Origin of the sequence: Anaerocolumna sp. AGMB13025, assembly GCF_029689925.1 — a bacterium.
In the GTDB taxonomy this organism is placed as follows: domain Bacteria; phylum Bacillota; class Clostridia; order Lachnospirales; family Lachnospiraceae; genus Anaerocolumna.
The window spans coordinates 3,966,913-3,993,241 of the sequence record NZ_CP121445.1 but is presented as its reverse complement, the minus strand read 5'-3'; the positions used below and the strand labels follow the sequence as shown (position 1 = coordinate 3,993,241).

At 38.4% G+C, this 26,329-nt stretch carries 17 protein-coding genes and 1 pseudogene; 12 read left to right on the top strand and 6 right to left on the bottom strand.

Annotation, left to right across the window (positions count from 1 at the left end; genetic code table 11):
- Positions 1-51 precede the first annotated feature (51 nt).
- The 4 genes from ilvD (at position 52) to QA584_RS16480 (ending at position 6,128) form a co-directional block, all read left to right on the top strand.
- Positions 52-1,722, top strand: a complete 1,671-nt coding sequence (gene ilvD, locus QA584_RS16495) for a dihydroxy-acid dehydratase (protein WP_278270152.1) — start codon at positions 52-54, stop codon at positions 1,720-1,722.
- Positions 1,723-1,814: 92 nt separating this feature from the next.
- Positions 1,815-3,497 (top strand): biosynthetic-type acetolactate synthase large subunit, encoded by a 1,683-nt coding sequence (ilvB, locus tag QA584_RS16490; RefSeq protein ID WP_278270151.1) that lies wholly within the window; start codon positions 1,815-1,817, stop codon positions 3,495-3,497.
- Positions 3,498-3,860: 363 nt separating this feature from the next.
- Positions 3,861-4,946: a 3-phosphoserine/phosphohydroxythreonine transaminase gene (gene serC, locus QA584_RS16485; protein ID WP_278270150.1), complete on the top strand. Its 1,086-nt coding sequence runs from the start codon at positions 3,861-3,863 to the stop codon at positions 4,944-4,946.
- A 21-nt stretch (positions 4,947-4,967) separates the two neighbouring features.
- Positions 4,968-6,128, top strand: coding sequence for a phosphoglycerate dehydrogenase (locus QA584_RS16480; RefSeq protein WP_278270149.1), 1,161 nt, complete (start codon positions 4,968-4,970; stop codon positions 6,126-6,128).
- Positions 6,129-6,476: 348 nt separating this feature from the next.
- Here the strand turns inward: QA584_RS16480 and QA584_RS16475 are convergent, their stop codons facing one another.
- The 4 genes from QA584_RS16475 to QA584_RS16460 form a co-directional block, all read right to left on the bottom strand.
- The gene (locus tag QA584_RS16475; protein ID WP_331487649.1) at positions 6,477-7,712 is read right to left on the bottom strand and encodes a YibE/F family protein; all 1,236 of its coding nucleotides are present in this window, start codon (positions 7,710-7,712) and stop codon (positions 6,477-6,479) included.
- Between the two features lie 135 nt (positions 7,713-7,847).
- A complete protein-coding gene (locus QA584_RS16470) occupies positions 7,848-9,386 on the bottom strand; it encodes an alkaline phosphatase (RefSeq protein ID WP_278270148.1) in 1,539 nt (512 codons plus the stop codon).
- Between the two features lie 469 nt (positions 9,387-9,855).
- Positions 9,856-11,415: a M56 family metallopeptidase gene (locus QA584_RS16465; RefSeq protein WP_278270147.1), complete on the bottom strand. Its 1,560-nt coding sequence runs from the start codon at positions 11,413-11,415 to the stop codon at positions 9,856-9,858.
- A gap of 2 nt (positions 11,416-11,417) precedes the next feature.
- On the bottom strand, positions 11,418-11,780 hold the full coding sequence (locus QA584_RS16460; RefSeq protein WP_278270146.1) for a BlaI/MecI/CopY family transcriptional regulator: 363 nt from the start codon (positions 11,778-11,780) through the stop codon (positions 11,418-11,420).
- 284 nt (positions 11,781-12,064) lie between these two features.
- Between QA584_RS16460 and QA584_RS16455 the strand changes: the two genes are divergently transcribed.
- Complete coding sequence (locus QA584_RS16455; RefSeq protein ID WP_278270145.1) at positions 12,065-13,315, top strand: DUF1015 domain-containing protein; 1,251 nt, start codon at positions 12,065-12,067, stop codon at positions 13,313-13,315.
- On the opposite strand, the gene QA584_RS16450 is transcribed toward QA584_RS16455, so the two are convergent.
- Together QA584_RS16450 and QA584_RS16445 are read right to left on the bottom strand one after the other, a co-directional pair.
- The gene (locus QA584_RS16450; protein WP_278270144.1) at positions 13,308-13,637 is read right to left on the bottom strand and encodes a branched-chain amino acid transporter permease; all 330 of its coding nucleotides are present in this window, start codon (positions 13,635-13,637) and stop codon (positions 13,308-13,310) included. The two genes, QA584_RS16455 and QA584_RS16450, sit on opposite strands and share 8 nt — an antisense overlap.
- A complete protein-coding gene (locus tag QA584_RS16445; protein WP_331487648.1) occupies positions 13,637-14,326 on the bottom strand; it encodes an AzlC family ABC transporter permease in 690 nt (229 codons plus the stop codon). The genes QA584_RS16450 and QA584_RS16445 overlap by 1 nt, the downstream gene beginning before the upstream one ends.
- Positions 14,327-14,585: 259 nt before the next feature.
- Between QA584_RS16445 and QA584_RS16440 the strand changes: the two genes are divergently transcribed.
- The 7 genes and pseudogenes from QA584_RS16440 to truA all read left to right on the top strand — a co-directional run bounded on the left by QA584_RS16440 (position 14,586) and on the right by truA (position 26,162).
- On the top strand, positions 14,586-16,838 hold the full coding sequence (locus QA584_RS16440) for a YcdB/YcdC domain-containing protein (RefSeq protein WP_278270143.1): 2,253 nt from the start codon (positions 14,586-14,588) through the stop codon (positions 16,836-16,838).
- A 708-nt stretch (positions 16,839-17,546) separates the two neighbouring features.
- Positions 17,547-18,479: a mannose-6-phosphate isomerase, class I gene (gene manA / locus QA584_RS16435; protein WP_278270142.1), complete on the top strand. Its 933-nt coding sequence runs from the start codon at positions 17,547-17,549 to the stop codon at positions 18,477-18,479.
- Positions 18,480-18,497: 18 nt separating this feature from the next.
- Positions 18,498-19,148, top strand: coding sequence for a YesL family protein (locus QA584_RS16430; protein ID WP_278270141.1), 651 nt, complete (start codon positions 18,498-18,500; stop codon positions 19,146-19,148).
- A gap of 61 nt (positions 19,149-19,209) precedes the next feature.
- A pseudogene (gene glgB, locus QA584_RS16425) lies at positions 19,210-21,459 on the top strand (1,4-alpha-glucan branching protein GlgB); the annotation flags it as partial.
- A gap of 222 nt (positions 21,460-21,681) precedes the next feature.
- Entirely contained in the window at positions 21,682-22,602 is a 921-nt protein-coding gene (locus QA584_RS16420; RefSeq protein ID WP_278270140.1) for a mechanosensitive ion channel family protein, read from the top strand.
- Between the two features lie 306 nt (positions 22,603-22,908).
- Positions 22,909-25,014 carry a glutamine synthetase III family protein gene (locus QA584_RS16415; protein ID WP_278270139.1) on the top strand — a complete coding sequence of 702 codons (2,106 nt, stop codon included), beginning with the start codon at positions 22,909-22,911 and terminating at the stop codon, positions 25,012-25,014.
- Between the two features lie 401 nt (positions 25,015-25,415).
- Positions 25,416-26,162 carry a tRNA pseudouridine(38-40) synthase TruA gene (truA, locus tag QA584_RS16410; protein ID WP_278270138.1) on the top strand — a complete coding sequence of 249 codons (747 nt, stop codon included), beginning with the start codon at positions 25,416-25,418 and terminating at the stop codon, positions 26,160-26,162.
- The last annotated feature ends 167 nt before the right edge of the window (positions 26,163-26,329 follow it).

Below are 26,329 nucleotides of genomic sequence, written 5' to 3'. Positions count from 1 at the left end.
ATTCGCTTAATACAGCTTTAAACACATAAAGTAGAAAAGGTGGTTAGGAATATGAACAGTGATGCAGTAAAAACAGGAATTGGGCAGGCTCCCCACAGATCACTTTTTAATGCTCTGGGACTTACGGGGGAAGAACTTAGAAAACCCATGATTGGTATTGTAAGTTCTTATAATGAAATCGTACCCGGTCATATGAACCTGGATAAAATCGTAGAAGCAGTAAAGCTTGGTGTTGCCATGGCAGGGGGTACTCCCATTGTATTCCCGGCAATTGCGGTTTGTGATGGAATTGCCATGGGTCATACCGGCATGAAGTATTCCCTTGTTACAAGAGATTTAATTGCAGATTCCACAGAAGCTATGGCGGTGGCTCATGCGTTTGATGCCCTTGTTATGGTGCCAAACTGTGATAAGAATGTACCGGGGCTTTTAATGGCTGCGGCCCGTGTCAATATTCCTACCATCTTTGTAAGCGGAGGTCCTATGTTAGCTGGAAGGGTACATGGAGAAAAGACCAGCTTGTCCAGTATGTTTGAGGCGGTAGGAGCTTACAGTGCAGGTAAAATGAGCGAAGAAGAAGTGGAAGAATATGCATGTAAGACCTGTCCTACGGCAGGGTCCTGTTCCGGTATGTATACCGCCAACAGTATGAACTGTCTGACAGAAGTATTAGGCATGGGTTTACAGGGAAATGGTACTATTCCGGCAGTATATTCTGAAAGAATTCGTCTGGCAAAGCATGCCGGAATGAAGATAATGGAATTATATGAAAAGAACATCAGACCAAGGGATATTATGACAGAGAAGGCATTCCTAAATGCCTTGACCGTAGATATGGCTCTGGGCTGTTCCACAAATAGTATGCTCCATTTACCGGCTATTGCCCATGAAGCCGGAATTGAGTTAAATTTAGATATTGCTAATGAAATCAGTGCAAAAACTCCGAATCTCTGCCACCTGGCTCCGGCAGGACATACCTATATGGAGGACCTGAACGAAGCAGGCGGAGTTTATGCCGTAATGAATGAATTAAACAAGAAGAAACTGTTATATACAGATTTAATTACAGCTACCGGTAAGACAGTTGGAGAGAATATAGCTGGATGTGTTAATCGTGATCCAGAGGTAATAAGACCTGTGGAGAATCCCTACAGTGAAACCGGCGGCATTGCAATCCTAAAGGGAAATCTTGCACCGGATACCGCAGTCGTAAAACGTTCCGCGGTCGCTCCTGAAATGATGATACATGAAGGTCCGGCAAGAGTATTTGACTGCGAAGATGATGCAATCATTGCGATAAAGGGCGGTCAGATTGTAGCCGGTGATGTCGTTGTTATCCGGTATGAAGGACCAAAAGGAGGTCCGGGCATGCGAGAAATGTTAAATCCTACTTCTGCCATTATGGGAATGGGGCTTGGTTCCAGTGTTGCTTTAATTACCGACGGACGTTTCTCCGGTGCTTCCCGTGGAGCCTCCATCGGTCATGTATCACCGGAAGCAGCAGTCGGCGGGAATATTGCCCTGGTGGAAGAAGGGGATATCATCCAGATTGATATTAATGCCAATACCTTAAATTTTGTCATCTCCGATGAAGAGCTAAAGGAAAGAAGAGCAAAATGGCAGCCAAGAGAACCCAAAATCACTACCGGTTATCTGGCACGGTATGCCGCTATGGTAACCTCTGGTAACAGGGGAGCTATCTTAGAGATACCAAAAAGATAAAAGGAATGTAATTATTCTGCTTGATCGAAGTTTAAGCATATCAGGCAGAACAATCACAGATAGATCAGGATATTCTATGAAAGAGGTGTAATATGCAGTTAACAGGTTCACAGATATTAGTTGAATGTTTAAAGGAACAGGGAGTCGATACCATATTTGGGTACCCGGGGGGCTCTGTCTTAAATATTTATGATGAATTATACCGGCATCAGGATGAAATACACCATATATTAACTTCTCATGAACAAGGTGCTTCCCATGCTGCTGACGGTTATGCCAGATCTACTGGTAAAGTCGGTGTATGTCTTGCTACCAGCGGTCCGGGAGCGACCAATCTGGTTACGGGAATAGCAACTGCATATATGGATTCCGTACCGGTGGTAGCAATAACCGGTAATGTTGCAGTTAACTTATTAGGCAAGGATAGTTTTCAGGAAGTAGATATTGCCGGAATTACCATGCCTATAACAAAACATAATTTTATTGTTAAGGATGTAAGCAAATTGGCAGATACCCTTAGAAAGGCTTTTAAGATAGCTCAGACCGGAAGACCAGGTCCTGTATTAGTCGATATCGCCAAAGATGTTACCGCCAATAAAGCGGAATACGAAAAAGCAGTGATAGTACCCATTGAACGAGTAAAGGATACTATAATTAAAGAAGATATTGAAATCGCCTTGAAGATGATTCAGGAAGCGAAAAAGCCTATGATTTTTATCGGTGGAGGAGCTGTTATCTCTGATGCAGAGCAGGAAGTCAGGGAATTTGTATATAAGGTGGACGCACCGGTAACGGATACTTTAATGGGTAAAGGAGCTTTTAGCGGTGAGGAACCATATTATACCGGAATGCTTGGAATGCATGGCACAAAAACCGCCAATTTAAGCGTAACCGAGTGTGATTTGTTAATCACGGTTGGAGCCAGATTCAGCGACCGTGTTACCGGTAATGCACAGAAGTTTGCCAAAAATGCTAAAATCCTTCAGATTGACATTGATCCGGTTGAAATCAATAAGAATGTCCTGGCAAACCATTGTATTATCGGCGATGTAAAGGAAGTCTTAACCATTCTGAATAAAAAGCTTGAACAGCATGATAATAAGGAATGGGTGGATCATGTTCTGGAGATGAAGAAGAAATTCCCGTTGACATATCATACAGAATTACTGACAGGTCCTTATATCCTTGAAAAATTGTATGAGATAACAGGCGGTGATGCAATTATAACCACAGAAGTCGGGCAGCATCAGATGTGGTCAGCCCAGTATTTTAAATATAAAAAGCCCAGAACCTTCATTACCTCCGGTGGTCTTGGTACCATGGGCTATGGACTTGGAGCCTGTATAGGAGCTAAAGTCGGCAATCCGGATAAAACTGTTGTTAATATAGCCGGTGATGGGTGTTTTCGAATGAATATGAACGAAATTGCAACGGCAGCCCGTTATAATATACCTATTATACAGGTTGTTTTTAACAATCATGTTCTTGGCATGGTAAGACAATGGCAGTCCTTGTTTTATGGTCAGAGATATTCCCACACCACCCTGAATGACGGCGTGGATTTTGTGAAACTAGCTGAAGCCATGGGAGCAAAAGCTTACCGGATTACCAAAAGAGAAGAAGTTGAACCAGTACTTAAGGAAGCCATTGCGCTAAATGCCCCTGTTGTCATAGATTGTCAAATCCCAAGTGATGATAAAGTATGGCCCATGGTTGCGCCTGGTGCGGCTATTGAAGAAGTATTTACAGAAGAAGATCTGGAAATGAAGAAATAATAAATTAAGTTCATCTGAGTTCAAAGAGGAACATGTAGTAAACGGACACTTTTTGAGCAAATGATATTCGTTTTGTTTCAGTGTCCGTTTTTATACATATAAGATATTGACTAAAATTTAACTAAGTTTTATAATGTAATTTATTAAAGTGGTCAAGTACAAAAATAAATGAATACAATTATTCGTGATTTGCCAATATGAGAGGTATTATATAAATTATTATATGAATGCCATAATTTTTACGGTAACACTTTAATGGATTAATACAAAAAAGTAATGAGTAATTATAAAATTAATATTTACATATTAGTTTTGCTATAATTAACAAGTAGAATCAGTAATATATTAAAGGAGGATATAAAAGTGGGAAGAGTTTATAATTTTTCAGCAGGTCCGGCGGTTTTACCTGAAGAAGTATTAAAGGAAGCAGCAGAGGAGATGTTAGACTACAATGGCACCGGTATGTCGGTTATGGAGATGAGCCACAGATCAAAGGCTTATGAAACCATAATCAAAGAGGCAGAACAGGATTTAAGGGATTTGATGAATATTCCTGATAACTACAAGGTATTATTTTTACAGGGTGGTGCGTCCCAGCAGTTTGCCATGATCCCTATGAATTTAATGAAAAACAAAGTAGCAGATTTTATTATAACCGGACAGTGGGCTAAAAAAGCTTATCAGGAAGCCCAGATATATGGTAAAGCCAATGCAATTGCATCCTCAGCAGATAAAACCTTCTCCTATATACCAGATTGCTCCGAGCTTCCTATCAGTGAAGATGCAGATTATGTCTATATCTGTGAGAATAATACAATCTACGGTACAAAATTCAAACAACTCCCTAACACCAAGGGTAAAACCCTGGTAGCAGACGTATCCTCCTGTTTCTTATCGGAACCTGTTGATGTATCCAAATATGGCGTAATTTATGGTGGTGTTCAAAAGAATGTTGGACCTGCAGGTGTGGTAATCGTAATTATCAGGGAAGATCTTATAACAGAAGATACGTTACCGGGAACCCCAACCATGTTAAAATATAAAATCCATGCAGAGAATGAGTCTTTGTATAATACGCCTCCTGCTTATGGAATTTATATCTGCGGTAAAGTATTTAAATGGCTTAAAAAGTTAGGTGGTCTTTCAGCCATGAAAGAACTCAATGAAAAGAAAGCAGCTATTCTTTATGACTTCCTGGATCAAAGTAAATTATTTAAAGGAACTGTTGTAAAAGAAGACCGTTCCCTTATGAATGTACCATTTATTACCGGAAACGATGAAATCGATGCCAAATTTATTAAAGAAGCCAAAGCAGCCGGTTTTGAGAATTTAAAAGGACATAGATCTGTTGGTGGTATGAGGGCAAGTATTTATAATGCCATGCCAATAAAAGGTGTTGAAAAATTAGTAGAATTCATGAAGAAATTCGAAGAAGAAAACACAAAATAAAAGAATAAAAGGAGTGACATTATGGTTAAATATAATTGCCAAAATCCCATAGCCCCAATTGGTCTGGATTTATTTACAGAAGAATATCAGAAGGTGGATTCCTTACCAGAAGCGGATGCCGTGCTGGTAAGAAGTGCTTCCATGTTAGACACGGAATTACCCGAGAATTTAAAAGCAATTGCAAGGGCAGGAGCAGGTGTTAACAATATTCCTATTGATAAATGTGCGGAAAAAGGAATCGTAGTATTTAATACTCCCGGAGCCAATGCTAATGGTGTAAAGGAGCTTGTAATTGCGGGGTTAATGCTTGCTTCCCGTAATATCGTAGGCGGAATCAACTGGGTTCAAACGATTAAAGACGATGAAGCAGTAGCTAAATTAGTGGAAAAAGGTAAGTCTAAATTTGCCGGCAGGGAAATTGAAGGTAAGAAGTTAGGCGTAATCGGACTTGGTGCTATTGGTGTATTAGTCGCCAATGCAGCAAAGCGTTTAGGTATGGAAGTGTATGGCTGTGACCCTTATATTTCAGTTCAGCATGCCTGGAATCTATCCAGGGATATCATTTACGTAAAGACAAAAGAGGAAATATACCGTACCTGCGATTATATTACCGTACATGTACCTCTATTGGAGGATACAAAAAAGATGATTAATAAAGATACTCTGTCTATGATGAAAGACGGAGTTGTCATCCTTAACTTTGCAAGGGATCTGCTGGTTAATGATGATGATATGGCAGAAGCCCTAAAAGCCGGTAAAGTTGCAAGTTATGTTACGGATTTCCCCAACGCTAAAACAGCAGGAATGGAAGGAGCCATTGCAATTCCTCATCTTGGAGCCTCTACGGAGGAATCGGAAGATAACTGTGCTATTATGGCAGTAAAAGAGATAATGGAATATATGGAATATGGAACCATTAAGAATTCTGTTAATTATCCGGACTGCGATGCAGGGGTTTGTACTTCAGCAAAACGTATCACGATTAATCATAAGAACATACCGAATATGTTAACCCAGTTTACCGGTTTATTCTCTGTGGAGAACATTAACATATCCAACATGATTAATAAGAGCCGCGGTGACTATGCCTATACGGTCCTTGATATCGAAGGAGATGTATCCGAAACCGCAGCTCAGAAGTTAAATGGAATTGAGGGTGTTTTAAAAGTCAGAGTACTTTGATTGTGAAACTCTTATACATAAAAGAAAGTTAATCAGGAGATTACTGACTAAGGAAGTTATGAATCAAAGGAATACTATACAGAAAATGATTAAGGGAAGCTAAATGAGGCTTCCCTTATTTGTGTTATTACTATTAAACAACGTTTATTATTTGTAAACCGAGTTAGAACTTTTACAATGAGTTATGATTATTAACTTTCATTATGACTATAAACTTGCATTATACTATTAATTTGCGACATGGCTATTAATTTGTGGTGAGACAATTAATTTTTTTATGACTACTAAATTTCTACACGACATAATAATTTTATTTTCATAATCGGATTCTTTTTTACAAACACTTTCTTAATCCAAATAGGCTTTCTCAGTGATTATCTGTTCATCTCTTTCAGTCTGGATTATTGCTATATCTATCTTTTTCTTATTTTTATAGGTCAATAAGATACCGCTGGTCAAGGCTGTAAATGGTGCTACGGTCACCAGACCAAAACTTCCTACAATCGTTTCAATAATCTCAGCTGATACATATTTATAATTCAGTATATTATAAATCGGAGTTCCCTGTGCCATAAAGACCATGAGCAGGGCAATATACCCCCCGGAATATGCCAGTAAAAGGGTGGTGGTCATGGTACCCATAGCGGCTCTGCCGACATTCATACCGGATTTAAAGGCTTCTTTCCAGGTAATATCAGGTTTTTTATCAATTACTTCATTTACAGCTGAGGTAATATCAACAGCCAGATCCATAACAGCACCGGAGGAACCGATGAAGATGCTGGCCATAAAAATCTGAGTCAGGTTCAGATTCTGGTATCCGCTGTATAACAGGCTTTCTGAGTTAGGCATAATTGCACCATGGATTTTAAATGCACTGGTAAATATCATACCTAGAATACAGGTAACAAACATCCCAAGAGCAGAGCCGGAAACTGCGGATAAGGTTTTGCGGTTAAAACCATATACTAAAGATATGGTAATTACAATTAATAAGACTGTAATCAGTAAACCGTAATAAATCGGATTGTGACCATTTAAATAAGTAGGAATCAATACCTTCCAGATTAATAAAACCGTGGTGATAAAGGCAAGGATTGCCCGGAGTCCGGTTTTGCCGGCAGTCAGGACTAAGAATATCATAAAGGCTGCAGCCAGGATTGCTTCGTGATGAATTCGGTAATGATCAATGAGATTTACGGATAAAATCTGGTTGTTATCATAACTGATAACGACCAGAGCTTTATCTCCCGGATAAAAGATTTTATCAGATTCAAGAGAACCATTTAATAGATTAAAAGCCTCTGTCTGCTGCCCTTTAAATTTTCCGCCCAGCAATTCCACCTGACAGGTCTGTTCTCCGGAGCGGATTAAACCGGTATCAATGATTGTATCGTTATTCACTGACAGGATACGTGCAGAACAGCGGTCTGTTCCTTTATATATAACTGCATCTTCGTAGCCGGTAGGCAGAATTAACAGTGTAATGATAAACAGCAGGCATACGATAACCGGTAAATAGTATGCAATATCAATTCTTCTTTTTAATTTAGCAAAATGCTTGGGAAGCTGTTTCATCGGCATGATATTTTTAACCCTTCTTTCTATAAGAATGAATGCAGAGGCTGATGTGTCTGCAACAGCCTCTGCCGGGAAAGAAACTGAGGATTTTATAAAACCTCGCTATTAAACAATGATTTCGTAATTGGCGGATAAATCCTATTTTACTTTTAATAATTTAGCCAGATTATGATAAATTTCCGTATTATCATAATAACCCTCAAATAAAGAAGCACCCGTTCCTTGTGCAAATACTCCGACAGGTAAACCAGTATGAGCATAGGAAGAGAAGTTTATACCGGATTTATTGTTTAAAAGGTGGGTGATAGTTACGGTTAAGGGTTCATAGGTTCCGTATAAAATATATTCCTGCTGGGTTCTGTCTGTGCTGGAGGCACTCATGGTCTTATCATAAGCAGCTTTTAACAGGTTGTATTCATAAGGTGTCAAAACCAATTTGGAATCTTTAACAGCAGAACTGTCACCTTCTGCCATTAAGCCGAAATTAGATTTTATGTCCTTTAAAACTTCACTAAAAGGAGTTTTGTTTTCTTTATATTTCTTTACATAAACAGAATCAAATTTGGCATATGATATCTTTTGATTAGTCAGGTTCGCTAAGTAGGTATCATAATCTGTACCAGCATAACCAATTGTTAAACCTCCGGTTTCATGGTCACCGGTTACAAGGATTAAGGTCTCTGAAGGGTGTTTGTAATAGAAATTAATAGCTTCATCCACAGCTTTATCTAAAGCAATTGTATCGGCAATGGTAGAACCTGCATCATTGGCATGGCAGGCCCAGTCAATTTTACCGCCTTCAATCATCATAAAAAAGCCCTTTTTATTATCAAGTACTTCAATTCCTTTTTTTACATAATCTTTTAGTTCCCATTCATCTGCTTTTACATCATTCGAATAGGACAAGGAATCGCTGTCTGCAAGGGTTTCACCAATTACGATAGCTTTACCGTCGGCAGCTGTAAGTTTGTCAGCCTCTTTTTGAGTCTTTATAACTTTATAACCGTTTTTCTGAGCTAAGGTATATAGGTCCTCTTGTGGTTTTGTCTTGTCATCACCAGTTACATTTTTAAGAGCACCTCCGGCAAAGTATTCAAAATTGCTTTTCACCATTTCCACACCGATCGCATAATAATTATTTCTGGAGGATTGATGTGCGTAGAAGGCTGCAGGGGTGGCATGGTTTAAATTAACGGTGGAAATAATACCAATCTTATAGCCTAATTGTTTTTTCAACTTTTCTGAGATGGTTTCATAGGAGATTTTTTGGGTTTCATCCATATTGATGATTCCGCTGTAAGTTTTATAACCTGTAGAAAGGGAAGTGGCAGTTGAGGCTGAATCGGGACAAAAGGAGGTGGAATCAAATGTCACTGCAGAGCCCACTGACGGAAATTTCATAAAATCCAAATATTTATTACCGCTTAATTTTTTTGCGTCTTTGTTCTGACTGACTGCACCAAGATAATCACTAGCCGCTTGGATTTGCGGATAACTCATACCGTCACCGATAAATAGGAATACATATTTCGGGGCGTTTGTCTGCGCCGCCAGGGCTGCTTTGGGATTTTCTGCTGCCACACTGGTAGAAGCAGTATGTAAATTCATGAATGCTGCTGATAATGCCAATGCACTGATTGCAGTGCCTGCTATTATTCTTTTTAATATCTTGTTCATAACGACTCCCATCTGCCTTATGTAAGGCACTTTGATTCATAATCAGGTAATTATTTTTGTGTTAAGGATTTTCATAGTTAACAAAAACTAACTTTTGTTATTTTCTTTTGTTAATAATTAATTAATTAATTAGTTAATGTTTTCCCTCCTTTGCGGTAATAGAATATGTCAAAATTTCGAGCCCCATCATGGGAATATATGGTACAAATTATTAATATCATACTGAAAAAGGGATGGCAATGGGGGGAAGAGAGAATTAACTTAAGATTTACCTGGGAAATTATTACTTTACAAAATTAATATTAACTTTACACTAGGTAAGAAGTCAGAAACAAGATGAGATAAAATATTAGTATTATTCAATTGAACTTATGATTCAAAAGCAAAAGACTGCTCGAAGGTTTTAACCTTTTATACAGTCTTATTTTTATGTGATATGAAAAATTTTTATGTGATATGAAAAATCGCTTTAGTCCTCTATTGGGACGAAAGAGGCTTGAGGAGAGGTGTCTGCCTGCAGTGCATCTATCTTGTAACGATTTACCTTCGAATCCGCATCGTAATAAATAATAATATTCATATCCTCGTCTAATTTATAAACGTCTCCGAATAATCCCGATAGCATGCTATGGGGTTCGCCCATTTTCTTATGAACTTCCTCTCGTGACATGCCGATTATACCCTGCCAGTTCGTTAAGTTCTCCGACGATGGATGGTTCCTTATGAATTCATCTACATTGTTATAGCGGATATCGATACCGCTGTTGCCGCTGTCCCATATTCCTTGCAAGGTGGTAATATCTATCTTACTACCATCTGTTCGTACAAGTAGACGGTAACCACCCTGGACGCGATAGACCATAATATGATAATTGGTGTTTGAACTGGCATCTGCGCCGGTGAAGTCACTTAAGTCTTCAAAGGTTAACTCATTACCCTTTTCCGCAAGTGTTCTGACATCGTTAATAGTCAAAGTGTGTTCATTTATAGTCAAGTTTTGTTCAGCAAAGTCATTAGGAAGCACATTTGCGTCCAAGTCAGAAGAACCACCTGCAGAGGGTCTGTTTGTTGTAAAACCGATAATCAATACAGCAAGGAGCAGGATTGAAACTGCTGTAACCCAAGTGGCGGGTTTTTTATAGTTTAATATGTTTTTTATTCGTCCTGTTAAGCTGCCTTCCCCAAATGCCAGCGGACTTGGGCTTATCTGGCGCTGCCTTGTTGCCAGGGTAAGCAGGGAGGTAGAATATCCATGTTTAATCATGCTGCCCATCTCTTTTAAGACACGTTCATCACAAGACATCTCCATATCTGCGTTCATAAGCAGAAAAGCAGTCCAGACCAACGGATTAAACCAGTGGACACAAACAAGAAGGAAGGCAATCAGTTTTACTATGTGGTCAAAGCGTTTTATATGAGTTTGTTCATGAAGGATGATATAGCTTTTTTCCTCTTCGGAAAGTCCGGAGGGAATATAGATTTTTGGTCGGATAAAGCCGAGAACAAAAGGAGTCTTTAAATTCCAGACTTCATATAAATTACCTCCTATATGAGTAGCTGCATGCAGTCTTAGCTTGAGCAGGAGGGTAGATATTACGCTATAGATCAGCAGCAGGGCAACTCCGATTATCCAGATATAACTTCCAAACATTAGCCATACTTCAAAGTGGTATGCTGATGTGGTGATTGGATTGCCGTCTGCTGTTTTTCCAAGATGTACGGTAATTGTCCCAAGACCACCGTTTGCTGCATCTCCTATGGCTTTTAGTACTGCGTCTGCGGAGGAACGAAAGGTGACCTTCTCACCCAGAGCAGCAGTGTTTGAAATAGGCTGGGACTTAAAAGGCATCAGACTGAAAATACTCTCAATTGAAAATGGAATAGAAAGGCGTAAGCCCGCTATTGTCCAGAGAGTATAAGAAAATATTTTAGGTGCTTTTTTTAGAAATAGCCGTACCAGAATAATAGCTGCTATCACATAGCTTGCTGTTATACTCATATTCAAAACAGAAATAAACAGACTATCCATTACTATTCCTCCTTATGCCGGTCAATCAGTTTTTTTAGTTCCGCTGCCTGCTTGTCACTTAGCTTGCTGTTTCCAAGGAAGGCGGTTAAAAATTTTGGAAGTGAACCTCCAAAGATATCTTCCACAAAAAAACGGCTTTGTTTTCCGTAGAACTCATCTTTCTTAATTATTGAAGTTACAAGGGTATTCGTGTTTTGAAAGATACCTTTGGCACATAGTTTCTTAAGTACGGTATAGGTGGTTGATTTTTTCCAATTCATTTCATTTTCACACAGCTTTACCAGGTCCATGGAAGTAATCGGTTCATGACTCCAAATCAATTCAGCAAATTTTGCTTCACCCTGAGCAAGTTTATATTCATTCATCAATAATTCCTCCAGTCTATTAAGAATCGACTAATAATCTCAGTCTACTCCTTATAGACTAAGATGTCAATAACTAGTATATATTATTCTGTTAAGTTACTCATAGAGCAGGGAGTCACTATTTTAATATAACACATAATTTGTTAGCCTTAAGGTACTTCGGCTAAAGGAAAATTACTTGATTTTTAAGTTATATGAATTATAATGTTATAAAAGATGTGTCATATTAGTGCAGAAAGAAATGCATGAAATACAAAAAACTTAACTTAGGGAGGATTTCGTTCATGGCAGATGTGAAACCGTTTCAGTGTATCAGACCTCAAAAAGAGGTGGCAGGCAAAATAGCGGCGTTACCCTATGATGTATATAACCGGGCAGAAGCAAAGGCAGAAATCATAAGGGAACCTATGTCCTTTCTGCGTATTGACAGGGCAGAGACCCAGTTTAACGATTCGGTGGATGCCAATGATAACAGGGTTTATCAAAAAGCAGGAGACCTATTAAAAGATATGATAGCGGATGGAACTTTAATAACGGATAACGAAGAGTATTATTACGTATATGAGCTGATTATGGATGGAAGGTCACAGACCGGTCTGGTTGCCTGCTCCTCTATTGATGATTATCTGAATAATATCATTAAGAAACATGAGAATACCAGGGAAGATAAAGAACTTGACCGCATATGCCATGTTGATATCTGCAATGCCCAGACCGGACCCATTTTTTTAGCCTACCGTTCCCAGAACAGAATCAATGAAATCATAGGGGGAGTTAAGAGGGAACCGGTTCTTTATGGCTTTACCTCACCGGATGGGATTACGCATAATGTCTGGATTATTAGGGATAGTGAAAAAATTGAAGGTATCCGGACAGCTTTTGCTGGTATCAGAAGCATCTATATTGCAGACGGCCACCACAGAGCAGCTTCGGCGGTGAAGGTCGGATTAAAAAGAAGACAGGAAAATCCTGATTATGATGGTACAGAAGAATTCAATTATTTTCTGTCGGTATTGTTTCCTGAGGATCAGCTTATGATTCTGCCATATAACAGGGTGGTAAAGGATTTAAATGGTCTTGAAGCAGAGGAATTCCTTAACTGTATTTCGGAATATTTCACAGTGGAATTACTTGGCAGTGCAGAATATGCGCCTGAGAAAAAGGGATGCTTTGGTATGTACACGAATGGAAACTGGTATAAGCTTACGGCACATGAAGAGGTCAGAAGTAATACCGATCCGGTGGAAGCCCTGGATGTCTCTATTTTACAGAATTATTTACTGGGAAAAATTCTCTTAATCGGGGATCCCCGTACGGATAAGCGGATTGATTTTGTGGGTGGAATCAGAGGTCTTAAGGAACTTAAAAAGAGGGTTGACGAAGATATGGCTGCAGCATTTTCTATGTATCCTACCAGTATTACAGAATTATTTGCTGTTTCAGATGCTAAGAAATTAATGCCGCCAAAATCTACCTGGTTTGAACCTAAATTAAGGAGCGGTTTGTTTATCCATAGTTTAAGCAGGCTCAAATAAACTGAACCAAAAACATATAAATAACGGTTCCGGCCCCAATGCTTAAAAGGGTGTTGTTTTTCCAAAGATGGAGCAGTACGATAACTGCTATGGAAATCACTTCCGGAAGACCATAAGGCGTTTTGACAAATGAAACGTCCTTTAAACAATAGATAACGAGCATGCCGATAATGGTATATGGCAAAACAGAACCTAAATACAAAATAAATTTAGGAGTTTTCTTATTTTCTGGAAATAATAAAAATGGCAGAGCCCGGATTGCCATGGTGGTCAGACTGATGATTCCAAAAAAGAGTATGGACTGGCTGAAGGTAAAAGACATTATGTATTCCTCGATTCTATTTTCTTTTGAAACACGGTAACAAGGGTAAGGATAATAACCATGGAGGGAATTATAAAATTCGAAGCTCCAAAAATTAATCTGCAGGCAATGGAAGCACTAAGTCCGATTAACACAGGAATATGATTATTGGTGGATTTCCACTGATTTATAAAAATCACAATAAATAATGCGGTTAAGGCAAAGTCGATGCCTTTGGTGTTAAAAGAAATTAAACTTCCAAGGAGATTCCCAAGGACAGAGCCGGTGACCCAATAAATCTGGTCCAATAGGGTTATAAAAAACATAAACCAGCCTTGATCAACGCCCTCCGGTGCTTTAGCAGAACATAACAGGGAAAAGGTTTCATCTGTTAGTCCCAGGATTAAATAAGGTTTTTTCTTACCTGTTCCACGGAATTTAGAAAGCATGGAGATTCCATAAAACAAATGCCTGGTATTTACCATTAAGGTCATAAAACATGCATATAGGGGATGGAAGCCAGCGGCTAAAAGGCTTAGGGATACAAACTGCATGGAACCGGCATAAATAAATATACTGGTAAAGGCTGCCCACAAAAAGGAATAGCCTTTACTGCTTAGGATAATACCGTAAGCAATGCCAAGAACAATATAACCGGTTAATACAGGTACGGTAAAGGGAAAAGCAGCTCGAAATGCTTTGGTTTTCATATTTATACATACACTCCTTAAGTATAGTTTGGCTTTTTTATCATCATATTTATGAATAAATCTAATATAAAATACTGTTGAGAGGTTTTTTGACAGACGAATCCTAATATTAAATATTAATATAAATTCATATATTTGGCAATATTAATCCAGATAAAATTATTTTTCAAATTTTTATAAAAAATAGAAATAAAATGGAACTAAACCAAATTTTACATCGTCTAATGATTGAAAGTAAATGACAAAAGGAGGAATTCATATGTTAAGAAAAAAAATAGTGCCATTGGTTTTAGTTGGATGTATGCTTACTACTGGTATGCCTGCATTTGTTTATGCGGCAGCAGATAGTGCTGCAAGCAGTATCGCATCCATTGATATTCCTGCAAAAGGAGAGGTTGTTGTTACAGGCTCTACATCACAGGAACCGAAATCGGAAGATCTGGAACGTGTCATCAAGCTGGTTAAGGCGAAGATCACAGTTCCTGCAGAGCTCACACAATTTGATTACTATTTTAATGCAAGTAATTATTACGGAGGAGCTGTCTGGACCTTAAATTGGACCACGAAAGATAATACGAAAAATATATCAATCGAAAGTGACCAGAGTGGTAATATTATTAGCTACAATACCGGAGATGATGCATCCGGTAATTATGCGCCTAAATATTTAAAGGCGGATTTAAAATCAACTGCTGATAAATTTATTAAAAAGGTAGCTCCGGACATATCCGGTAAACTCAAATATATTGGTGCAAACGGCTCTTACGGCGGTGTATACAATTATGAATACCAGCGTGTGGAGAATGGAATACCAATGCCGGATAATTCCGTATCAGTAGGCGTTAATTATGAGACTGGAAAAGTTATGTCATATAGTGCCAACTGGCTGTATCAGGCAGAAATCCCTTCCCCTGACACCAAAATTACTAAGGATGAAGCAGCTAAAAAAATCGGCAAAACCATTAAAATGAAATTAACCTATCAAAATGCCTACACACCGGATAGTAATGGTAAAAGCAAGATTAAGGCATTTTTAGTATACAGCCCGGATAATTCTTATGTTTCTGTTGATGCGAAAACCGGTGAGGTGTATACCTCTCAGAACGAATGGATGAAATATTCAGAAAGTCAAACCATGGCAACTGCTGCTATGGGTGATAAAAGTGATACCGGCAGTTTAACACAGGAAGAAATCACCAAAGTTGACGAAATCAAGGGATTAATCAGTAAAGACGCAGCCATTAAAGCAATAACTGAGAATAAGAGCTTACTGCTGGATTCCAACTTAAAATCCATAACAGCATCCTTATATAAACAGAATAATTATTATACAAAGGATGATAAAACCAGATATGCCTGGAACATTACCCTGACAGATCCCAGGGAAATAGATAAAAAGAGCGGGGATAGCTATCGCGCTCATGTTAACGCCTCTGTAGATGCTGTGACCGGCAAGATAATATATTTTAATGCAACAGTAAAAGATTATAACAACATGACTGCAAAAGAATTGGAAACGATTAAAGTAAAATATGACAGGGAACAAGGTCAGAGCATATTAGAAAGTTTCTTAAAAGCACAGATACCGGATAAATTTAACAATTCAAAACTTACCGACGACCAGGGCGGCTATGTGATTGCCTATGATAAGGAAAAAGAAATATACGGCGGTTACAATTATAATTATAACAGAGTAAACGAGGGCATCGAATATCCTTTTAATGGAATCTATGGTGCAGTTGATGGTGTGACCGGAAAGGTAACTTCCTTTAACTATAACTGGAATGAGAATGTAACCTTTGAGGCTCCTAAAAACATCATAAACTCGGATAATGCCTTTAATATCTATATTCAGAATAAAGGCTATCAACTGGTATACGAAATAAATAACATCCATTCCTATGACAGTAAGGGTATGGACATTATCAGAACAGATGCGTATTCCGTAGACAGTAAAGTACGTCTGGTTTATCGTACAGATATTTCACCGAACACGATTTCACCCTTTACCGGTAAACAGATCGATTATAACGGTGATGAATATGTTGCACCGGAGAACTTATACAATTATAAAGACATTAGCAATTCATTGTCTGAACGAAATATCAGGCTCTTAGCTGAAATCGGGATTGGTTTTAAAGGCGGTGAATTTAAACCGGACCAGGCTATTACAACAAAAGAATTAACTGATTTCTTAAATCAGTCAGGCATCTATTATAACAACAATAAATATAAAATAAACAACGATGACACAACATTAACCCGTGTCGCTGCCGCAAAATTTGCAGTACAGGTACTAGGTTATGAAAGCATCGCAAAATTAAAAGGTATCTATAATGCCAACTTTAAAGATCAAAGCCAGATATCCTCAGAAAATCAGGGATATACAGCACTAGCTCAAGGTCTAAACCTGATAACCGGCAACACTGACAACGAATTCAGACCTAATGATAAACTGACCCGTGGTGAAGCAGCCGATTTAATTATAGCGATGTTAAATGTGGAAAAATAAGTAGTAATGAAAAGGAAAAACGACATAGCAATATTCGCGAATTACAATATGTAAATGAATAGTTCAATATAAACAGTCTAAAATAAATAGAGAGTGAGCCGATTACTTTATAAGTTCGGCTCACTCTTTATTTTATGATCCGCCAAGGTGCGAAAAGGTCAGTAAACTGACATTTCGTTTTATCTTAATCTCGGAAAAATCAAAAAACTACTAAGATGTTAGTCTTAAGCACCTCTTTATCTATAGCAAAACACCAAGTTGAAAAAAGTAAAATAATAAATTAAACCCAAACCAATAACAGCTTTTGCATCAAAGACAATATTTACGGAAGAAGGCTGCGGCAGTTTTTTGTGGGCTTGGCATCTAAGGGATTATTGACTTTTGCTTAGGGCAGGGAACCTTACGATCACACAAACGCGCAATAAATTGCGCGAAGAGCTGCTGTCTGAACAAGAAAAACGCGACCATAGGAGCATTTTTCTTGTGAGTTCAGCTCTGTTTTGTGGCTCCAAGTAAGGTTCCTTGCCCTTAGCAAAATCATAATCCTTTACTACCAAGCCCACAAAAAACTGCCGCAGCCTTCTTCCCTCCATACCCCCAAATGCAAAAGCGTCCCTGTCTATAAAGAATTTAGATAATTTTCACTTTTGTATCCACCAAAAATGTGGTAAAATAAAGCCAAGCTTAACAAATACTTAGGAGGCAGCAATGAAAGAAATAATATTTTTAGAACCTATATTTAAGGAAATGATCTGGGGCGGCAACCGGCTTAAGACCGATTTCGGCTATAACATCCCCAGTGATAATACAGGGGAATGCTGGGCAGTCAGCGCACACTCAAACGGAGATTGTACCATCAAAAATGGTGCATATAAGGGTGAAAAATTAAGCAGCCTATGGAAAAACCACAGAGAAATATTCGGCGGTGCGAAAGGAGATACCTTCCCGTTATTAATTAAAATAATAGATGCAAAAGCAGATTTAAGCATACAGGTACATCCCGGCGATGACTATGCAAGCCAATATGAGAATGGCTCTTTAGGTAAAACAGAATGCTGGTATATCTTAGACTGCGATACTGACGGACAGATTGTAGTCGGACACAATGCTAAGGATAAAGAAGAATTAAAAACTATGATAGCAGAACAACGCTGGAATGAGCTGATACGTGTACTGCCAATTAAAAAAGGTGATTTCTTTCAGATCGATCCTGGCACAGTACATGCCATAAAAGCTGGCACAGTAATATTGGAAACCCAGCAAAACAGCGATATTACCTACCGATTATACGATTATGACCGATTATCAGACGGAAAACCCAGAGAACTTCATATAGATAAAAGTATCGATGTAATAAAATGTCCTCATGTGGATAAGAATACCGACAGAAAAGAGATACGAATGGAACAGGCTGTGGTAGAAGAACTGGAAACCTGTCAATACTATACAGTAAAGAAATTAACAGTGACTGGCAGGCAGACATTTGATCAGACGGAACCTTTTACGATTTTAAGTGTAATTGACGGAGAAGGTAAAATTGATGGAACTAAAATAACAAAAGGCGATCACTTTATATTACCGGCGGCTTACGGAACATACACCGTAGAAGGTAAGATACAGCTGATTACTTCACATATTTAAAGGAGAAGGAGATTACAAATGGGTAATTTTTTTAATATGGATAATGGTTTCTTCACTGCCTTAAGCAAGTTTGTGGATATTATTATCATCAGTCTGATATTTCTGATATGCTGTTTACCGATTGTTACAATCGGTCCTGCAACAACTTCACTCTATTACGCGGTTGTGAAAGTAATAAGACGAGAGAGAGGTTATTTGACCCGCGAATTTTTCCATTCGTTTAAGATGAATTTTAAAAGTGGTGTGATTTCAGGTGTTATCGTTACATTATTATTTTTAGTATTATTTTTTGACCGAAAATTTGCAGCCAACATGACAGGCACGAAGGGGTTTGTTCTGTTGAGTATTTTTAATGCGATGCTGTTTTTGCTTGCCTGTGTGACACTTTATGTTTTTCCGGTACTATCGAGGTTCAGTGTGGGAATTAAACAATTGTTTAAGACCTCTTTATATATGGCTGTGAGACATCTTCCGACAACAATACTTATGGCGATTGTTACGGCAGCATTTATATTAGGTACTTACATTATGCCCATTGCAATATTAATAACACCTGCATTGTGTACTCTGGTAACTTCATTTTTAATGGAACGAGTATTTAAAAAGTATATGCCGGAGAAAACTGAGGACGGTGAAACCTCAGGCAAAGATGAATGGTACCTGGAATAATCAAGGATTAATTAAGTGTAAGATTATAGTGGTGTATTAATCAAAACAGGAGGATTCAAGTATGGAGGATTCACTTTATGATTTATTGGACCAGGCGGAAGTCGAAACGATTATATATTCGGAACATGATAATCCGCACAGTCTGTTAGGACCCCATATTACAGATAAGGGGGTTGTGATTAATGCCTTTATTCCCACGGCTGTTGAGATGAAGGTAAGAATAACAAAGACCGGTGTGGAATATCCTATGATCCTTATGGAAGAGGAAGGGTTTTTCTCAGTTCTGCTCCCCGGTAATAAGGTAAATCCCTATACATTTCAAATCACCTATGATAACAACACTACAATGGAAATCGTTGATCCCTATTCCTTTGAACCTATGATTGATCCTGTGGAGCTAACCCGTTTTTCAAATGGAATTCATTATACTGCCTATGATATATTAGGTGCACACCTTATGGAAACGGATGATATCAAAGGTGCTTTATTTGCAGTGTGGGCGCCTAATGCCGTAAGGGTCAGTGTAGTAGGTAATTTTAATAATTGGGATGGCAGACGTCATCAGATGAGACGATTGTATGATTCCGGTATATTTGAATTGTTTATACCCGGGTTAAAATCAGGTGAAATCTATAAATATGAAATAAAAATAAAAGGCGGTCTGATAGTTTTAAAAGCCGATCCTTATGCAAACAGAACAGAACTTAGACCTGACAATGCATCGATTATCTGTGATCTAAAGGAATATGAGTGGCAGGATAAGAGCTGGCTTAAGGCTAGAGCCAAATACCAGTGCGCCATAAGTCCCATGAATGTTTATGAAGTACATTTAGGGTCCTGGAAGAAACCTCCTGTAGAGGAGGAGCGGGAATTTTATAATTACAGAGAACTGGCACCTATGCTGGGCGGTTATGTGAAAGATATGGGGTACACCCATATCGAACTACTTCCTATTATGGAGCATCCCTTTGATGGTTCCTGGGGGTATCAGCTTACCGGTTATTATGCACCTACGGCCAGATACGGGTCACCTGCTGATTTTATGTATTTTATGGACTATATGCACAGTCAGGGAATCGGTGTAATCCTTGACTGGGTGCCGGCCCATTTTCCGAGGGATGCCTTTGGACTGGCGAATTTTGACGGTACCTGCCTGTACGAACATAAAGATCCAAAACAGGGAGCGCACCCCCATTGGGGAACCCTGATTTATAATTACGGAAGACCACAGGTGTCTAATTTCCTCCTTGCTAATGCATTGTTCTGGGTAGAAAAATATCATGCCGACGGCATACGAATGGATGCGGTAGCTTCCATGCTGTATCTGGACTACGGCAAAAAAGACGGTGAATGGATTGCCAATATTTACGGCGGCAACGAGAATCTGGAAGCAGTTGAATTACTAAAGCATCTTAACTCCATATTTAAAAAGAGAGAGGATGGAGCGTTTCTGATAGCAGAAGAATCTACTTCCTGGCCTAAGGTTACCGGTGATGTGACGGATGGTGGATTGGGCTTTGATTTTAAATGGAATTTGGGCTGGATGAATGACTTTACGAATTATATGAAGTGTGATCCCCTGTTTCGGAAAGGTCGTCACGGAGAACTTACCTTTAGCATGATTTATGCCTACAGCGAGAAATTTATGCTGGTATTTTCTCATGATGAAGTAGTTCATGGGAAAGGCTCCATGATTAATAAGATGCCGGGAACAGAAGAACATAAATTTTCCAATTTAAGGGTAGCCTATGGCTTTATGATGTGCCATCCCGGGAAAAAATTATTATTTATGGGACAGGACTTTGCCCAGCCTTCCGAATGGAATGAAGCCAAAAGTCTTGACTGGCACTTACTGGATAAAGGGCTCCATGAAAAATTAAACCGTTATGTAAAGGAACTGAATAAACTATATCGTTCCCATCCTGCACTCTATGAACTGGATTACGAAGAAACAGGATTTGAATGGGTAAGTTGTATGGATGCCGACCATAGTATTATAGCCTTTACCAGAAAGTCGGTTAATAGTGAAATTTTGCTGGTCGTATGTAATTTTACTCCTGTTGTATATAAAAATTTTCAGATGGGAGTACCTTTTCCTGGAAAATATAAAGAAATTTTTAATAGCGACAGGGAACTTTTTGGTGGGAACGGCAATATAAATCCCAGATTGAAGCAATCTAAAAAAATAGTGACAGATGGCAGGGAGGATTCTATCAGTCTGATTGTACCACCACTTGGGGTTGCAGTATTTACTTGTTCACCGGTTATTTCAGAAGAAAACGCGCCTAAAGTGAAAGGGCAGTCAGACAAAGCCAATAAACCGGTTTCACTGTAATATTTAACATAAAACGAGAATAATGAAACTGCAACCAAGATTCCTGCCTCGTTAGCGCTAAAAGGCAGAAATGACGTAAAAGGGCGTACAACTTCGGCATGTTAAAAAGGTTTCAAGAAAATATAAAAATTGAAAGGATGCTGAATATGCTTCTTTCAAGCTGTTTATGAAAGGCACTATCGTAAGGATGCTTGCGATATGCAATGGGTTTTAAATATGAATCAGATTTTTTATCATCTTCCTTTGCTGTTAGAAGCGATGACAGAGAAAGGTTTTAATAATATTAATGCTATACTGGGAGAATATTTTGACAATGGCTTAAAAGGAATCATTAATAACGGGCTTAATTTTGTGGTCAAAATCATAGTTGCAGTAATTGTGCTGATCATTGGAAAAAAACTGATTCGGTTTTTTACCGGATTGCTGGACAAATACTTCAAAAAGTCAAAGCTCGAAGTCAGTGTTTCAGGTTTTTTGCTTGCCATGATCAGGGCAGTGCTGTATGTAGTTTTAGCGGTATTTACCATAACAGGAATTATCGGCATTGCCAGTGCTCCGATTATTGCTATTATCGGTTCAGCCGGTCTTAGTGTCGGTCTGGCCCTACAGGGCAGTTTATCTAATTTTGCCGGCGGAGTACTTATATTACTGTTAAAGCCATTTAGAGTCGGTGATTATATCATCTCAGGAGGCAATGAAGGTACGGTAACTACAATTGATATATTCTACACCAGGCTGCTCACTCTTGATAACAGGCTGTTAGTAATGCCTAATGGTACCCTGTCCAATACGAATATAATCAATGTAACCTCTGAACCGGTACGAAGGCTTGATATAACGGTACTAATTGATTATTCCGAGAACATTAAAAAGGTAAAAGATATACTTACAGATATCACAACGAAGCATGAACTGGTGCTAAAAGACAGGGATAGTTCTGTTTTTGTGAACAGTTTTGATCCCAGTGCCATTAATATCGGCATAAGAGTCTGGGTTTTAAAAGAAAATTACTGGGCATTAAAATGTGAACTTCTGGAACTGATTAAAAATCAATTTGATGAAAATGAGATTACCATTCCCTTTGACCAGCTGGATATCAATATTCGCAATAATTCCTAATACAAAAAACAGACTTTTGCAGTAATATTAGCCCCGTCACAAGGGATGAATCTGGATTAAAATGCCCTTAAGCCAGAACAAGTTATTAAAACAAAAAAAAAATTCCTATTTTTTAAAAAAAAGCTTTCCTTTTTACTAAAAAAGTGGTATTTTATCTTTAGACGAAATATTCGTTAGAGCAAGGGTGTTCTCAAGGTCTTTTTTGAGAACACTTTTTTATTATACAATTATTGGAAAACCTATAGTTGTATATCCTAAATAAATATGTATTTATAATATAAAATGAATGGAAGGAGTTTTATTATTATGGCAGAGAAATTAACTGATATTTTTGGTGTTGACGTGTTTAATGAAACAACTATGATTGAACGTTTGCCAAAGAAAACTTATGCTGCATTGAAAAAAACAATCCAAAACGGAGAGGATTTAGATCCTGCTGTTGCTGATGTGGTTGCCAATGCAATGAAAGATTGGGCAATTGAGAGAGGTGCAACACATTTTACTCATTGGTTCCAGCCAATGACAGGTATCACTGCTGAAAAACATGATTCCTTTATCAGTCCTGCTCCCGGCGGAAAAATTTTAATGGAGTTTTCCGGTAAAGAATTAATTAAAGGTGAGCCGGATGCATCATCTTTCCCTTCAGGCGGTTTAAGAGCAACCTTTGAAGCCAGAGGTTATACTGCTTGGGATTGTACTTCACCTGCATTCTTAAGAGAAGATGCTGCCGGAGTTACCTTATGTATTCCAACTGCGTTCTGTTCTTATACAGGAGAGGCACTTGATAAGAAAACTCCTCTTCTTCGTTCTATGGAAGCTCTCAGCGATCAGGCAGTACGTATTTTAAAATTATTCGGACATGATGAAGTGAAAACCGTATCCTGCTCCGTAGGTCCGGAACAGGAATATTTCTTAGTAGATAAAGCAAAATACTTAAAGAGAGAAGACTTAATCTTCAGTGGACGTACTCTTTTTGGTGCTATGCCTCCTAAAGGTCAGGAAATGGAAGATCACTATTTCGGAAGCTTAAAGGAAAGAATTTCTGCATTCATGAAAGAAGTGAATGAAGAATGCTGGAAACTTGGCATTTTAGCTAAAACACAGCATAACGAAGTTGCACCTGCTCAGCACGAGTTAGCACCTATTTATAATACTGCTAATATTGCTACGGATCATAACCAATTAGTTATGGAAGTAATGAAAAAAGTTGCGAACCGTCATGGTTTAGCCTGCTTACTTCATGAAAAACCATTTGCAGGCGTGAATGGTTCCGGTAAACATGACAACTGGTCTATGGTTACGGATACCGGTAAAAACCTTTTAGATCCTGGTAAGACACCTCATGAGAATGTACAGTTCCTGTTATTCTTAGCTGCTGTATTAAAGGCTGTGGATGATCATGCAGATCTTCTTCGTCTGTCCGCCTCCAATCCTGGTAATGACCACAGACTTGGCGCAAACGAAGCACCTCCTGCAATTATTTCCGTATTCCTTGGAGAACAGTTAGCTGACGTATTAACACAGTTAATTGAAACCGGTGAAGCTACCAGCAGCAAACAAGGTGGTAAATTAAATATCGGTGTTCATACAATTCCGGAATTCAAGAAAGATGCTACCGACAGAAATCGTACATCACCTTTTGCATTTACCGGCAATAAATTTGAGTTCAGAATGGTTGGTTCCTCTATGTCCATAGCAGGACCTAACACTACTTTAAATACAATTGTTGCAGATGTATTAAGTGATTTCGCAGACGAATTAGAAAAAGCAGGCAACTTTGATGTGGCAGTTCATGATTTAATTAAGAAAACTGTAACAGAACATCAGAGAATCGTATTCAACGGAAATGGATATTCTGACGAATGGGTTGCTGAAGCTGAAAAGAGAGGCTTACCAAACATCAAATCCATGGTTGAAGCAATTCCTACTATGGTTTCAGAAAAAGCTGTTAAGTTGTTCGGTAAACACAATGTATTTACAGAAGTAGAACTTCACTCCCGTGCCGAAATCGAATATGAAGCTTACTCAAAGACCATTAACATCGAAGCTAAGACAATGATTGAAATGGCAAGCAAGCTGTATGTTCCAGCCGTAATTAAATATGCTTCCAGTCTGGCTGCTTCTATTAATTCCATTAAAACAGCAGTTCCTGATGCTGATGTAAGCGTACAGGTAGACTTATTAAAAGAAACTTCTTCTCTTTTAGCTTCTGCTAAAGCTGCACTTAGCGCACTTACTGGCTATGTAGCTACAGCAGCAGAAAAAGAAGGCGCTGAACAGGCTGACTACTTTAGAACCGTTGTGTTCCCTGCAATGTCAGTTCTTAGAGCACCTATTGATGATCTTGAATTAATCGTTGATAAGGAATTATGGCCTGTACCTACTTACGGCGATTTATTATTTGAAGTATAATTAAGTACTATTAATTAATATTAATCAGTATGACCATATCGCAATATTTCCGGGCTGCCCAAAAGGCAGCCCATTTTTTACTTCATAAGAAATTACTCTGATTTCTCTATGTGATGTCCTTTCAGATAAATTTCATTTTCATAACATCTGCCAGCACTGGTAATTTGGATGGTGTACACGTCCATGTCCTGTCAATTATGCTGACCACCATCAATGTAGGGGACCAATGCATATTTTGCCAATCCATAACATATTTCTTGCTAATAGTCTGCAATAAAAGACAATAAATTTCTAGGAATATGACTGGACTTTTGAAGCATTATATTAGATAATAATAACAATCTATCAAGCAGGTAAGACTGAGAAGAAGGATTTAACCTAACTTAAAAGGAGCAAAAGAGATGCGTAACATTAAATTGGTATTGGAATATGATGGTTCACGGTATGATGGGTGGCAGAAGCAGGCAGGAAACCCCAAAAGCGTTACAATACAGGACAAGGTAGAAAGTGTATTAACTAAAATGGAACATGAAACGGTGACGGTAATAGGGGCAGCCAGAACGGAAGCAGGAGTACACGCCTATGCACAAATAGCTAATTTTACCACAAATACTGATATGAAATTATATGAGATAAAGCATTATTTAAACCGGTTTCTGCCAAGAGATATAGCAGTGGTGGAAGTAGCAGAAGTACCGGAGCGTTTTCACAGCAGTTTTAATGCAAAAGCCTTTCGGTATGAATATAAGATTACCATGGGGGAAGTGTCGTCTGTTTTTGAGCGGAAATATAATTATTACAGCTTTCACAAGTTAGACATCCTTAAAATGAGACAGGCAGCGAAACATTTAATCGGCAGTCATGATTTTAAAGCGTTTTCCGATAATAAGCGTATGAAGAAATCCACGGTACGAACTATAAATAAGATAGATTTCTATTCCGATATCAATGAAATTGTAATTACCATTGAGGCAGACGACTTCTGGCCTAATATGGCCAGAATCATTGTCGGAACTCTGATTGAGATGGGGGAAGGTAACAAACAACCAGATTCCATGAAAGATATATTAGAAAGTGGAAATCGGGATCAGGCAGGAATGACAGCAGAAGCCAGAGGATTATTTTTACAGGAAGTATTGTATCAATAGATGGTAATAGATAGCTTTAACTGTATCTATTTTTAATCCGCTTTAATATCAGTTAAGTTACAAAAATTATAAATCATGCTAATGCAAAGCACGAATTAACTTATGTTTTAAGTTACTATTTAGTTGATAAACCGGGTTAAAAGGTTTATAATTTTTCATATAAGTTT

Bases quoted from the DNA above. Each gene is read 5' to 3' on its own strand.
- ilvD (WP_278270152.1), top strand. From the start codon at position 52: ATGAACAGTGATGCAGTAAAAACAGGAATTGGGCAGGCTCCCCACAGA.
- ilvB (WP_278270151.1), top strand. From the start codon at position 1,815: ATGCAGTTAACAGGTTCACAGATATTAGTTGAATGTTTAAAGGAACAG.
- QA584_RS16480 (WP_278270149.1), top strand. From the start codon at position 4,968: ATGGTTAAATATAATTGCCAAAATCCCATAGCCCCAATTGGTCTGGAT.
- QA584_RS16475 (WP_331487649.1), bottom strand. From the start codon at position 7,712: ATGCCGATGAAACAGCTTCCCAAGCATTTTGCTAAATTAAAAAGAAGA.
- QA584_RS16470 (WP_278270148.1), bottom strand. From the start codon at position 9,386: ATGAACAAGATATTAAAAAGAATAATAGCAGGCACTGCAATCAGTGCA.
- QA584_RS16465 (WP_278270147.1), bottom strand. From the start codon at position 11,415: ATGGATAGTCTGTTTATTTCTGTTTTGAATATGAGTATAACAGCAAGC.
- QA584_RS16460 (WP_278270146.1), bottom strand. From the start codon at position 11,780: ATGAATGAATATAAACTTGCTCAGGGTGAAGCAAAATTTGCTGAATTG.
- QA584_RS16455 (WP_278270145.1), top strand. From the start codon at position 12,065: ATGGCAGATGTGAAACCGTTTCAGTGTATCAGACCTCAAAAAGAGGTG.
- QA584_RS16450 (WP_278270144.1), bottom strand. From the start codon at position 13,637: ATGTCTTTTACCTTCAGCCAGTCCATACTCTTTTTTGGAATCATCAGT.
- QA584_RS16445 (WP_331487648.1), bottom strand. From the start codon at position 14,326: ATGAAAACCAAAGCATTTCGAGCTGCTTTTCCCTTTACCGTACCTGTA.
- QA584_RS16440 (WP_278270143.1), top strand. From the start codon at position 14,586: ATGTTAAGAAAAAAAATAGTGCCATTGGTTTTAGTTGGATGTATGCTT.
- manA (WP_278270142.1), top strand. From the start codon at position 17,547: ATGAAAGAAATAATATTTTTAGAACCTATATTTAAGGAAATGATCTGG.
- QA584_RS16430 (WP_278270141.1), top strand. From the start codon at position 18,498: ATGGGTAATTTTTTTAATATGGATAATGGTTTCTTCACTGCCTTAAGC.
- QA584_RS16420 (WP_278270140.1), top strand. From the start codon at position 21,682: ATGCAATGGGTTTTAAATATGAATCAGATTTTTTATCATCTTCCTTTG.
- QA584_RS16415 (WP_278270139.1), top strand. From the start codon at position 22,909: ATGGCAGAGAAATTAACTGATATTTTTGGTGTTGACGTGTTTAATGAA.
- truA (WP_278270138.1), top strand. From the start codon at position 25,416: ATGCGTAACATTAAATTGGTATTGGAATATGATGGTTCACGGTATGAT.